We start from the raw sequence: 12194 nt of genomic DNA, 5'->3' as shown, positions 1-12194 counted from the left end.
GTGCGCCGCCCCTAGATCTATTTAAGAACAATTCGGCAATGAGAGAGGCAGGCGGCGGGCCGGGGGGTGAGGCGTGGTGGGTCGCGGGGGCGTTCGGCGGGTAGGGCTGGGGGTAGGGTGCGCGTCGTGAGGTGGAGCGCTGCGCCTGCGGCGGTTGCTGACCGGTCTCGACGGTTGCACGGTCGGGCGGCTGTCGCCGGGAGGGGGCCGGGTGCGCTGCGCCGTGACGGCCCTCTCTTGTTGTCCGGCTGCGGCGATGATGCGGATCGGGTGCTGGCATCGGGGGGTCACAGGATCACGGCGGCTGGGCGGTGCGGTATCGGTGAGCGCCGGGCGTCCTGCGGGCAGGCTTAAGGGCCGGAGGCCCGGCTCTGCTTGGTCCGGTGTGATCGGTGCCGTAACGCCGCTGACGAGATCGGCACGAAAGATGCTGCTGTGGTGGGCCCGGGACGGGCAAGAGCGCCGGGATGAGCGGTATGCCGGGCGCTCTTGCCGTCCTCTTCACGCGGGGCCGGGTTTCCCCCGAAGCCGACCCGGCGGTGTGTCAGTGGTATCACGCTGGCGGTCGGCCGGTTCGGAGTGCGGGGGCTGCGGCGTGGTGCTGGGTCACGGAGTGGCCCTAGCGGCGGTCGGCCCGTGGGGTGTCCCCAAAGGCTTTTGGTTGATCTTGTGGGTGGGGCCGGGGCCGCCGGTCGTCGGCGGTCGAGGCGGCCCCGGCCGGAGGGGACACAAGGAGCGTAAGTGGATTTCTTGTGCAGGTTCGGTTGAGTGTGATGCAGATCACACCCTTAGGGCTGCGAGCTAACAGCATTGCTTAAAGGTGGATTACAGCGTCTCTGGAATGGCGTTTCCGCAGGTCAAACCGTGCGTTTTCGGATGATCTGCACAGAATCTAGACAAAATGTAGAGGCCGATGTCCGATTTGGCGCGCCGGGGCTGAGGCCGAAATGAGGTAGGTGAGGGTTAACGCACAATCGCACTTTCGTTTCCCTTGTGGTGGTCTGACGTGCGTGTTAGACAGATAGCTCGAACGTGCGCGCGAGAGGAGAAGGTGTGAGTTTACGAGATCCAATCCCGGTGGAATGCCGGGCCGTATTTCAGCACGGCGTGTTTGTGGTCGGGCCGGTAACCCCGGTTGCGGACTTCGATGCTGCGGTGCGTGGCACGCAGAAGCGGGACCCTGACACGGGCGAACCCGTGTGGCAGGTGACGGTGATGGACGCGGACCCGGAGACGCGGGCGGCGGACAAGACGATAGCGGTCAAGATCGCGAGTCCGGTGCAGCCGGTGGTGCCTCCGGTTCCGCCGCAGTTGGCGGCGCTTGGGCTGGAGATGGTGCCGGTCGAACTCGAAGGAGTGACGGTCCGGCCGTATGTGCCGGACGGTAGTTCGCGGATCGCTTGGAGTGTTCGGGCGCGTGGTATGCGGCTGGCGGGAACGGCGGTTGCGGCTGGTGAAGGTCGAGCGGCGGCGGGGACGCACTCGCGTCCGGCTGCTGGCGGCAGCGCGTAGCGCTGCTGAAGTTGGTGGGCGCGTAGCGCCGCACCTGCTTGTGGGCGCGTAGCGCCGACGTGCTTGTGAGCGCGTGGTACGGCAAGAGGCAAGGCAAGTCCCGGTGACGAGATGCCCCGGGCAGAGATGGTGACCCCGGCTGGGCCGGGTGAGGTGGGCAGGTTGGCCGCCTAGGAGATCGCGCCCTGAGGCCGCATGAAGACAGCGGAGACCGGATGCAGCGACTCGGCGGAGCCCTTAACCCCCTCTGAGTAGTGGACGCGTGGCAAGCGTGGGGCTGCCCCGTCCTGATCTTCATTCATGACGTGTGGCGACGCTGCGCGCCCTGGTGCCCGTGTGCGGGCGGCCGGTGGCGGCGGCGTGGTCGGCATCCCGCCTGGCGCGGTGTGGGCTCGTGTGCGGTGCCGGGATGTCGCCTGGCCGAAGAGAGGCGACGACCCCATGATGTTACGGAGAGTTAGCGGAGAGACGGCAGAGGAGTACGCGAGCGATCGGCCGGACGGCCGGTTGCACTGGCGGCCTACCGCGCTGAAGACACCGGCGATCTTCTTCCTGGTGATCTGGGCGTGGCGGCTGGTCGCCGCTGTGGTCAAGACGGTGTGGCGGCATCCGGTCGCCTGCGCCTTGGTGGTGGTGCTGGGTGGTTACTGGTACCTGGTCGGCTGGCAGTCGGCGCTGATCTGGTACGGCTGCCTCCTCGGGTGGCTGGCGGTGTTCTGGCTGCTGCACCGGAACGGGTTCATGCGGCTGATCGGTTGGCCGTTCGTGTCGTGGCTGCGCTGGCTGTGGGTGTACCGGCGTCGCTGGCACGGGACGCTGATGGTGGCGGGGCTGGCGGGCCGCGTTGGCGGCCGGTCGTTCGTGCCCGACCTGGTGAAGGTTCGTAGCGACCGGTGGGCGGACACGGTGACGGTGCGGATGCTGCGCGGGCAGTCGCCGGAGCTGTGGGCAGAGCGCACGGTGAACCTGGCGCACGCGTTCGGCAGTGTGGCGTGCTTGATGCGGATCAAGCGGCCGGGCTGGCTGCTGCTGGTGCTGCAACGCGGTGACCGGTTGGCGGCGGTGATCAGCGCACGGCCTATCCCGCTGACGGCGGGTGTCGGGCCGGTCGAGATCGGCATGGACGAGCACGGCCGGGTCTACCGGCTGGCGGTGCACGGCACGCACATCTTGATCGTCGGCGCTACCGGCTCCGGTAAAGGGAGCTGGCTGTGGGGGCTGGTGCGCGGGCTGCTGCCCGGAGCCTTGGCCGGGCTGGTGGAGCTGTGGGGCATCGACGCCAAAGGGATGGAACTCGGGTTCGCCGAAGGGCTGTTTCACCGCTACGCGACGCGGGGTGAGGCGGCGGTCAAGCTGCTGGAGGCGGCGGTTGCCCGGATGCAGCAACGGGCGGAGCGCTACCGGGGCGTGACGCGTCGGCACGTGCCCACGACGGACGAGCCGTTCGTCCTGGTGGTGATCGATGAGGTGGCGTTCCTCACGGCTTATGAGCCGGACAGCCACCTGCGTAAGCGGGCGCTGGCGGCGCTGGCCACGCTGACCACGCAGGGCCGGGCCGTGGGGTTCGGCGTCGTGGCCGCGTTGCAGGACCCGAGGAAAGACATCCTCGACATCCGCCACCTGTTCCCGGACAAGATCGCGCTGCGCCTGGATGAGGCCGACCAAGTGGATCTCGCGCTCGGCAAGGGCGCGCGGGAGCGGGGCGCGCTGGCCGATGAGATCCCGCACAACCCGGACGATCCCAGCGTCGGGTCGGGGACGGCGTACGTGCGGCTGGAGGGCAAGCCGGAGCCGCTGCGGGTGCGGGCCGGGTGGATCAGTGACGGCGAGCTGAAGGAGATGGAAGCCGAGTACGGCGGGGCCGTGGCGGCGGGAGATCAGCCCGCCGAAACGAAGATCATCAACCCGGCGCCGGCGGTTACGTCACCCCCTCCGAACTGGGGAAACGGCGAAGAGAGCGACGAATGCGAGGCGGAGGAGCGGGGCCGCGCTGGCGGCAAGCGGCGCAAGGTCAACGGCAGCGAGCGGCCGGGCGGCAGACACGGCAAGGGCGGCAAGCGACGGCGCAAGAACGACGACGGCAGGGAGCGGTGATGAACGTACGTGAGCAACTGCTGGGGCTGTCCTGCGGGGCGTGCCAGGGCGAGGACATGTTGTGGCTGGATCTGGGCCTGCTGGTGGTGGAGTGCGCTGGGTGCGGGGCGCGTGCCCGGGTCGAGATCAACGGCGCGGACGGCGGGTGCCCGTTCAGGACGCGGTCCACTGGGGAGGGCCAGTGAGCCGCGAGCGGGGGCGGGCGCGCTGGATGACGCACGAGTACGTACGGGAGGTGCTGCGGCTGGAGACGCTGCAAGCACTCGCGCAAGCCAAGGGCGTGTGCATGCGGCCGATCGCCTACCGGGTGACGGACGTGCGCAACGGCACCCACAAGATCGTCAACGTGTCGTGCGGGGCGCGGCGTGAGACAGTCTGCGGGCCGTGTGCGCGGCGGGTGCGCTCGGCCCGGCAGCAACAGTGCCGGGAGGGCTGGCACCTGGACCAGGAGCCGGAACCGCTGAGCGGGCAGGCCGGGCGGGACCAGGAGTGCGAGCCGCAAGAGGCGGCTTGGCTGGGTGAGCACCGGGCGGAACTGCTGGCGCTGCGGGATGCGGCGCTGGCGGCCGGGAACACGGGCGAGGCTGCCGATTGGGCGGCGGCGTTGATCGGGCATGAGGCGGAGATGCGGTGGCTGGGCGTGCGCGTCGGTGGGCACGCGGCCAGTGACAGCGCAGAGGAAACCAAGGAGAGGGAGGAGACGGAGCCCGGGAGGGCAGAGGGTCAGACGGCAGCGGCCGATGCCGGGCGGGCCGGTGACCGGGTCGAAGCTGCGGTGAGTGAGACGACGGCCGGTGACGACGGGCCGGGGCGGCGGGTGCGCTCTACCTCACGGCGGCAGGACGCTCCGGCGCTGCCCAGACGGAGCGTGGAGCCGGGCACCCTCGGGCGGACGTTCGCCGGTCGCGCGGGGCGCACGTTCCGGCCAAGCATGTTCATTACGCTGACGCTCCCCTCCTATGGGCGGGTGCGGGACGGTGCGCCGGTCGATCCGGACCGGTACGACTACCGGCAGGCCGCGCGGGATGCGCTGCACTTCGGCAAGCTGATCGACCGCTTCATTCAGAACCTTCGCCGCGTTGCCGGGTATCAGGTGCAGTACTTCGCGGTGGTCGAACCACAGCGGCGGCTGGCTCCCCACCTGCACATCGCCATCCGGGGCACGATCCCCCGGGCGGCGGTCCGGCAGGTGGTGGAGGCCACCTACGCCCACGTCTGGTGGCCACCGACCGATGGGGCGGTGTTCGACGGCGAGAACACTCCGGTGTGGATGCCGGAGGCTGAGCGCTACATGGTGCCCACGACCGGCGAGGTCCTGCCGAGCTGGCAGGAGGCGTTAGACGCGCTGGATGACGACACCGATGCCGGGCCGCTGCATGTGGCGCGGTTCGGCAGTCAGCTCGACATTCAGGGGGTGTTGGCCGGGAGCCCGGACGCGGACATGCGGGTGCGCTACCTGACCAAGTACCTGACCAAGAGCATCCGGGATGTGGCCTACCCGGAGACGGGCGATGAGGCGAAAGGGGCCGATGGAGCGCCCGGGAGCCGGGCCAACAGTGCGGGGCGGCGACGGGCGCATGCGTGGCGGATGCTGGAGGAACTGCGGTGGGAGCCGTGCAGTCCGGGATGCGCGAACTGGCTGCGCTACGGGGTCACCCCGAAGGGAGCGCGGGCGGGCTTGGTGCCGGGCCAGTGCCGGGGGCGGGCTCACCTGGGCGTGCACATGGGCTACGCGGGTCGGCGGGTGCTGGTCTCGCGCCGCTGGTCCTCACGCACGCTGGGCGGGCTGATGCGGGAGCGGCGGGCCTGGGTCGCCGAAGCGCTGGGGCTGGGTGATGAGCTGGGCCGGGATGCTGATCCGGGCCGGTATGTGTGGGTGCGGCTGCAAGGCAGAGACCCCGAGATGCCGTCGCTGGCGAAACGGCTCATGACGCTGCTGGGCGAGCATGAACGCAACCGGAGGGCGCTGGAGGTGGCGCGGGCTGCGGAACGGGATCGGGGTGATCCTGGCGGGCAGGCCGGGGACGGCGAACAGGGGGCGACGTGACGGCGAATGCGTGCCGTCTGGATGCCCGCAGGGCACGCGTAGCGCGAGCTTTTCGCGAGTCCAGCCGGCGCGCTGCCCGGCAGGTGAGAAGCGGTTTCCCGACACGGGTCGGGGCTCGGATCGGGCTCATCTGGGGACGGCTGTCCAAGTTAGGGGTCGGCCGGTGACGCGGGACGGACAGTACGATGCGTCGGTGAGTGCCGCAGCGGAAGAGCGCGCCGAAGGCACCGCATTCGTTCTGACTTATGCGGGTCGGCGGGCTGGTGGTCGACGGCGGCCAGCGAACACGGAGCCTCGGGCGGGCGGGCGGGCCGACGACAGCGCGGGGCAGAGCGCGGCACCCCTTGATGATCGCGCTGGGGGGCCTGAACGCGGGTCGGACCGTAGGCGGCACCCCTACCCAAGCGCCCGTAAGGCGGGCGGGTCTGAGACTGGGTCAGTGGGTCGGCCGGGTGCATGGGGCGGGACTGCGGCGCTGGAGCGTGAGTATCTGGCGGCGTGCGGGTTCGCCTCGGAGGAAGAACGGCGAGCCTATTTCGAGAAACAGACGGCCGATTGGCCGCCGCTGTCGGATCGCGACCGGTTGCGGCTGCGCCTGCTGCTTCGGGCCGGTGATGAGTCGGACAGCGGCACGCGGTAGGTAGGGCTGCCCCTGGGTGCCGGAGCGGGGATTCCGGCACCCCGTGGGGGCTGCTAGGCGGCTAGGGGCTGGGTCGGCTCGGGGCGGGTCTTGGGCGTGATGGTGACCCTGTCCTTGATGGGGACGCGCTTGCCTCGGCCGATGCCGTGGAAGGTCACGGTGACGAGCATCTTGACCACCTCGCGCTGACGGCCTAGCCCGATCGCCTCCCACCAGTCACGGGCGCTGTCGTAGTCGAACAGATCGGACAGCGGGCTGTCAGAGGTGGCGCGGTTCATCTGCTCACGCAACCCGGCAATCTGCTCATCGGCGTAGCGCTTGGCTTCGGCCATCATGTCCTCATCCATCGTCTTCTGCACGAACATGCGGGCCGCCTGGCGCTTGCTCTCCTCAAGCTCGATGATCTGGGCCTGAATCCCGGCGAAATCGATCTCTTCCCGCTCGGCGGACGGAAGGAGGTCTTGCACGTCGTCGTGAGACAGACGGCCCAACACGTAGTCCCGGACGAACATGTCAGCGTGCACGGCGTCCGGCCCGTTGTGCCCGGTGATGCACTGATAGATGAGCTTGCCGTTCTTCCTGCGGGCGCGGTAGGTCGCGCCGCACTTGTCGCACAGCGCGATCAGGGAGTTGAGCCACTTGGGCACGTTGCCCGGTGAGGTGGTGCGGGTGGGGTCGTTCTTGATGACCCTCAGCGCCTCTTGCTGGTGCTCGGTCAGAATGGCGGGGTAGGCGTTGCGCTTGATGATCTCGCCGTTACGGACGCTGTGCCCGACGGTGCGCGGGTTGAGAAGGATCTGCCACACGGTACGGGAGTGCCAGCCTCCGGGCTCAACCTCCTTGCCTCCTTTGCGCAGGATGCGGCCATCGGTCTGGGATGCGGTGAGCACGCCGCGCTTGGCCATGCTGCGTAGCACGTGCCCCATCTTGACTCCGGCCAGAAGGTCACCTGCCCACCTGCGGATCTCGTTCGCCTCGGCCGGGTTGTGCTGGCCCATGTCCAAGACGGTGCGGTCCTCATACCGGCGGTCCTCCAGCGGCGCCTTCGGGTTGACGCACACGTGACGAACCCGGCCGGTGTCCACGCCCCAACCGTAGGGGCGCACCCCTCCGCCGTAGATGCCGTGGCGGGCCTGGCGCTTGCGGGCCTTGGTGACACGCTCGCCCCGGTGGGCTGACTCGTACTCGGCGTCAAGGGTGTCCTTGATCAGGTCGCGGCGTCCGGCTGCGGTCTCAAGGTTGTAGTGGGAACCCTTGGTGACCGAGTACAACTTGACCTTGGCTGCGCGGGCTACCTCGATGAACTGCAGCACTGCTTCCACGGTGCGGTTAAGGCGGTTGGCGTGCCAAATGATGATCGTGCGGATCTGGTTCTCGCGCATGTCAGCCAACAGGCGGTCATAGGCGGGACGCTGGACGTTGACCTTGAACGCGGATAGGTCGTTGTCCACGTAGCTTCGCGCGATCGTCTCGCCGAGCTGCTCGGCTGCTTCCTCGTTCTCGTCGTGCTGGTCGCCGACCCCATCGGCTGCGCCGGTCTTGTCGTAGCTGATGCGGCAGTAATCGACGACGACGCGGGCTTCTACTGCGGCTGCCAAAAGCCTCATGTTGCCTCCCTTTGCCCGGTTGACCTGCTCTTATCTCTATAATGGGCTATAAACCGTGCGTCGGGAAGACGACCGCCGTGCGCGTCCTGGCCACGCTGCTGCGGGCCGACGCGGGCAGCGCCACCGTGGGCGGGCTCGACGTGGTGCGCCACGCCGCCCGCGTACGCCGCCTGATCGGCCTGACCGGCCAGTACGCCTCGGTCGACGAGGACCTGACCGGCCGGGAGAACCTGGTGCTCATAGCCCGCCTGCTCGACCTACCTGGCAACCAGGCCAGGCACCGAGCGGCCGAGCTGCTCGCGGAGTTCGGGCTGGAGGCGGCGGCCGACCGCAGGTGCAAGACCTACTCGGGCGGGATGCGCCGCCGCCTCGACCTGGCCGCCAGCCTGGTCGGCCGTCCCGACGTGATCTTCCTGGACGAGCCGACCACCGGCCTGGACCCCGCCAAGCGTGAGGACGTCTGGACGATCGTCCGCGATCTGGTCGACGACGGCGTGACCGTCCTGCTGACCACGCAATACCTGGAGGAAGCCGACGCGCTGGCCGACGACATCTCGGTCATCGACCACGGCAAGGTCATCGCGCACGGCAGCCCGGCCCAGCTCAAAAGCGTCGTCGGCGGCCAGACCGCCCTCGTACGCCCCGCCGACCCCGAACGCCTGCCCGAAGCCGAGACGATCCTGGCCCGCCTGTCCGGCCGCCGGCCCGAGCGCCCCGCCCGCGGCGTGGTCACGGTCCCGGTGGCCGGCGACGCCGCGTTCGCCGAGATCGTGGCCGCGCTGGCCGCGTCCGGCATCACCGCGGCCGAGATGTCGCTGCATCTGCCCAGCCTGGACGAGGTCTTCTTCACCCTGACCGGACAACGAGAGGCCGCCGCATGACCCTCACCGTGGACAAGCAAGCTCCCGCACGCGCCCAGCCGCGCCCTTTCGCCCTGGTACGGCACAGCCTCGCCCTGGCCGGACGCAGCGTCACCAAGACCCTGCGCACCCCCGAGCAACTGCTCGACGTGACGATCCAGCCGTTGATGTTCCTGGTCGTCTTCGTGTTCCTGCTGGGCGGGGCGGTATCGGGCTCCACCGGCGCGTACCTGCAACTCGTCCTGCCCGCGATGCTGGTGCAGGTCATGCTGATAGCCGCCATGTCCACCGGGGTGAACCTCAGCACCGACATCGACAAGGGCGTCTTCGACCGGTTCCGCGCGCTGCCCATCGGCCGCTCGGCGCCGTTGCTGGGGTCGGTGCTGGGGGATGTGATCAGGTATGTGGTGGCGACCGCCTCGATGCTGGGCTTCGGCACGTTGCTGGGGTTCCGGGCGCAGACCGGGCTGCTGGGCGTGCTGGCCGCGTGCCTGCTGACGATGTTCTTCGCGTTCTGTGTGAGCTGGGTGTTCGTCCTGTTCGGGATGATCGCCAGGACGCCGGGGGCGGTGCAGGGGCTGTCGTTCCTGGTGATCTTCCCGCTGACGTTCGGCACGAGCATGACCGCGCCCAAGGGCACCATGCCGGGCTGGCTGCAGATGTGGCTGAACGTCAATCCGGTCGAGCGGGTGATGGACGCCTCGCGGGCGCTCATGCTCGGCGGCCCGGCGGGTGGTCCGGTGCTGGCTTCGCTGGCATGGGGTCTGGGGATCGCGGCGGTGTTCGCGCCGCTGGCCGTACGGGCCTATCGGCGTCGCGCCTGAACCGGGGCTGAGGAACCTACGCACAGCCGTCGTCCTCCGGGAAACGAAGACCGGTCGCCGGAAGCGTTCCGCCCAGCTCGCGCCTGGTCCGTGATCGCTATGACAACAGTTCTTCCGCAACCCGTGCCGCCCAGGAGCCTGTTGGTGGGTTCATGGGCCGGTTGTGCCGCTGTGTTGATGCGTCGTCGGGCAAGTCTCCCCTGATCAAGATGCTCAGGCGGATGGATGGGGGAATGGATCATGGCGTTGCACAAGGCCACCGATCACAAGCAGGTCGACGACGCCACCGACCTGTTCGCCGGTCCGGTGGGCGTGCGCGTCGCGGCCAAGAACCGCATGCCGGAGCAGACGTCGCGGCCGGAGGCCGTCTACCAGATGCTCCGTAACGAACTGCTGCTGGACGGCAACGCCTCGCAGAACCTGGCCACGTTCTGCACCACCTGGTCCGAGGACGAGGTGCATCGGCTGATGAACGAGTGCCTCGACAAGAACATGATCGACAAGGATGAGTACCCGCAGACCGCCGAGATCGAGGCGCGGTGCGTGAACATCCTGGCCGACCTGTGGAACGCCCCGGCCGGCGCGTCGCCGATGGGTTGCTCCACGACCGGTTCCAGCGAGGCGGCGATGCTCGGCGGGCTGGCGCTGAAGTGGCGCTGGCGGCAAAAGCGCCTGGCCGAGGGCAAGCCGGCCGACAGGCCGAACATCGTGGCGGGCCCCGTGCAGATCTGCTGGGACAAGTTCGCCCGCTACTTCGACGTCGAGATCCGCCAGGTGCCCCTGGAGAAGGGCGCGACCGGTCTGCGGCCGCACCAACTGGCCCAGTACGTCGATGAGAACACGATCGGTGTGGTCGCGATCCTCGGGGTCACCTTCACCTGCGACTTCGAGCCGGTGGCCGAGTTGTCGGCCGAGCTGGACCGGATCCAGGCCGAGACCGGCCTGGACATCCCGATCCACGTGGACGCGGCCAGCGGCGGGTTCATCGCCCCGTTCCTGTATCCGGAGCTGGTGTGGGACTTCCGCGTCGAGCGGGTCGCCTCCATCAACGCCTCCGGCCACAAGTACGGCATGGCCCCGCTCGGCGTCGGCTGGGTGGTGTGGCGCGAGCCCGCCCTGCTGCCCGAGGACCTGATCTTCCGCGTCGACTACCTCGGCGGCGACATGCCGACCTTCGCGCTGAACTTCTCCCGCCCCGGCGGGGAGATCATCGCGCAGTACTACCTGTTCCAGCGGCTGGGCAGGCAGGGCTACCGCGAGGTGTACGAAGCCTGCGCGGCCACCGCCCAGTACCTGGGCAAGGAGGTCGCCGCCATGGGCCCCTTCGAGCTGCTCTACGACGGGCGGGGCGCGCTGCCCGCCATCTCCTACAAGCTCAAGGACCCGGACGGCGCGGGCTTCACGCTCTACGACCTGACCGACCAGCTGCGCATGCGCGGCTGGCAGGTGCCCGCCTACCCGCTGCCCGCCGAGCAGCAGGACACCGTCATCCAGCGCATCCTCATCCGGCACGGCATCGGCAGGGACGAGATGGCGCTGCTGGCCGAGGACATGCGCCGCGCCCTGCACCGCCTGACCGCGGGCAAGCCGGCCGAGCTGCCCGAGGACGTGTCCCGGATCGGATTCCACCACTGATGACCACACCCGCCGCGCCTGAGGCTCCCGGCGTGCCCGCCGATCTCGACCTTGCCGCGATCGTCGAACAGGCGGTGGCCGCCGCCACCCCGCACATCGGCGAGGGCAAGGTCGCCGACTACATCCCGGACCTGGCCAAGGTCGACCCCGGCCAGTTCGGCTTCGCCGTAGCCACCCTCGACGGGCAGATGCACACCGGCGGGCAGGCCGACGTGCCGTTCGCGATCGAGAGCATCTCCAAGCTGTTCGCCCTGTCTCTGGTGCTGTCGCGCGATGACGGCGCTCTGTGGCAGCGGGTACGGCGGGAGCCGTCAGGCGAGCCGTTCAACGACCTGATCTTGCTGGAGCTCGAGAAGGGCATCCCGCGCAACCCGTTCATCAACCCCGGCGCGATCGTGGTCACCGACCAGCTCCTGACCTACACCGGCGACGCGTTCGCCGCGATCCGCACCCTGCTGCGCGAGGAGAGCGGCAACCCGCAGTTGCACGAGGACGGCGTCACCGCCCGCTCCGAGGCCCGCACCGGCAACCGAAACCGGGCGCTGGCCTACCTGATGGCCGACTTCGAGAACATGACCAACCCGGTTCCCGACACGCTCGACCACTACTTCAGCCAGTGCTCGATCATGATCACCTGCGCCGAGCTGGCCAGGGCCGGGCTGCTGGTGGCCGGGCACGGCCTGCGCGCCGACGGCACCCGCCTGATCAGCCAACAGGACGCACGCAGAATCACCGCGATCACGCTGACCTGCGGCACCTACGACGAAGCGGGAGACTTCGCCTACCGGGTCGGCCTGCCGTGCAAGAGCGGGGTCGGCGGCGGGATCCTGGCGATCGTGCCGGGCAGGTGCAGTGTCGCGGCCTGGGGGCCGGGCCTGGACCCGCACGGGAACTCGGTCTCGGCGACGATCGCGCTGGAGACCTTCGCGAAGACGAGCGGGCTGTCGCTCTTCTGATCACTTGTGTTGGCAGGGG

At 69.2% G+C, this 12194-nt stretch carries 9 protein-coding genes; 8 read left to right on the top strand and 1 reads right to left on the bottom strand.

Annotated features, from left to right (window positions below; translation table 11 throughout):
• The first annotated feature begins 1053 nt into the window (after positions 1–1053).
• From ACFWY5_RS49545 to ACFWY5_RS49530, 4 genes are all read left to right on the top strand, one after another.
• Positions 1054–1512, top strand: a complete 459-nt coding sequence (locus ACFWY5_RS49545) for a plasmid replication, integration and excision activator (protein ID WP_379622809.1) — start codon at positions 1054–1056, stop codon at positions 1510–1512.
• A gap of 507 nt (positions 1513–2019) precedes the next feature.
• Positions 2020–3606 (top strand): FtsK/SpoIIIE domain-containing protein, encoded by a 1587-nt coding sequence (locus ACFWY5_RS49540; RefSeq protein WP_379622811.1) that lies wholly within the window; start codon positions 2020–2022, stop codon positions 3604–3606.
• On the top strand, positions 3606–3791 hold the full coding sequence (locus ACFWY5_RS49535; protein WP_379622814.1) for a hypothetical protein: 186 nt from the start codon (positions 3606–3608) through the stop codon (positions 3789–3791). The genes ACFWY5_RS49540 and ACFWY5_RS49535 overlap by 1 nt, the downstream gene beginning before the upstream one ends.
• Positions 3788–5653 carry a replication initiator gene (locus tag ACFWY5_RS49530; RefSeq protein WP_379622816.1) on the top strand — a complete coding sequence of 622 codons (1866 nt, stop codon included), beginning with the start codon at positions 3788–3790 and terminating at the stop codon, positions 5651–5653. Before ACFWY5_RS49535 ends, ACFWY5_RS49530 begins: the two co-directional genes overlap by 4 nt.
• A gap of 693 nt (positions 5654–6346) precedes the next feature.
• Here the strand turns inward: ACFWY5_RS49530 and ACFWY5_RS49525 are convergent.
• The gene (locus ACFWY5_RS49525) at positions 6347–7900 is read right to left on the bottom strand and encodes a recombinase family protein (RefSeq protein WP_379639128.1); all 1554 of its coding nucleotides are present in this window, start codon (positions 7898–7900) and stop codon (positions 6347–6349) included.
• Positions 7901–7941: 41 nt separating this feature from the next.
• Between ACFWY5_RS49525 and ACFWY5_RS49520 the strand changes: the two genes are divergently transcribed.
• From ACFWY5_RS49520 to ACFWY5_RS49505, 4 genes are all read left to right on the top strand, one after another.
• Positions 7942–8781, top strand: coding sequence for an ATP-binding cassette domain-containing protein (locus tag ACFWY5_RS49520; RefSeq protein ID WP_379639127.1), 840 nt, complete (start codon positions 7942–7944; stop codon positions 8779–8781).
• The gene (locus ACFWY5_RS49515) at positions 8778–9584 is read left to right on the top strand and encodes an ABC transporter permease (RefSeq protein ID WP_379622823.1); all 807 of its coding nucleotides are present in this window, start codon (positions 8778–8780) and stop codon (positions 9582–9584) included. The genes ACFWY5_RS49520 and ACFWY5_RS49515 overlap by 4 nt, the downstream gene beginning before the upstream one ends.
• Positions 9585–9824: 240 nt before the next feature.
• Positions 9825–11219, top strand: coding sequence for a glutamate decarboxylase (locus tag ACFWY5_RS49510; protein ID WP_379622825.1), 1395 nt, complete (start codon positions 9825–9827; stop codon positions 11217–11219).
• A complete protein-coding gene (locus tag ACFWY5_RS49505; protein ID WP_379622827.1) occupies positions 11219–12175 on the top strand; it encodes a glutaminase in 957 nt (318 codons plus the stop codon). The genes ACFWY5_RS49510 and ACFWY5_RS49505 overlap by 1 nt, the downstream gene beginning before the upstream one ends.
• Positions 12176–12194 lie beyond the last annotated feature (19 nt).

Origin of the sequence: Nonomuraea sp. NPDC059007 (genome assembly GCF_042740555.1) — a bacterium.
In the GTDB taxonomy this organism is placed as follows: Bacteria; Actinomycetota; Actinomycetes; order Streptosporangiales; family Streptosporangiaceae; genus Nonomuraea.
Note: the sequence above shows the minus strand (reverse complement) of the source record. Positions and strands in the feature narration are given on the sequence as shown.

Bases quoted from the DNA above. Each gene is read 5' to 3' on its own strand.
- ACFWY5_RS49525 (WP_379639128.1), bottom strand. From the start codon at position 7,900: ATGAGGCTTTTGGCAGCCGCAGTAGAAGCCCGCGTCGTCGTCGATTAC.
- ACFWY5_RS49510 (WP_379622825.1), top strand. From the start codon at position 9,825: ATGGCGTTGCACAAGGCCACCGATCACAAGCAGGTCGACGACGCCACC.
- ACFWY5_RS49520 (WP_379639127.1), top strand. From the start codon at position 7,942: ATGGGCTATAAACCGTGCGTCGGGAAGACGACCGCCGTGCGCGTCCTG.
- ACFWY5_RS49505 (WP_379622827.1), top strand. From the start codon at position 11,219: ATGACCACACCCGCCGCGCCTGAGGCTCCCGGCGTGCCCGCCGATCTC.
- ACFWY5_RS49535 (WP_379622814.1), top strand. From the start codon at position 3,606: ATGAACGTACGTGAGCAACTGCTGGGGCTGTCCTGCGGGGCGTGCCAG.
- ACFWY5_RS49515 (WP_379622823.1), top strand. From the start codon at position 8,778: ATGACCCTCACCGTGGACAAGCAAGCTCCCGCACGCGCCCAGCCGCGC.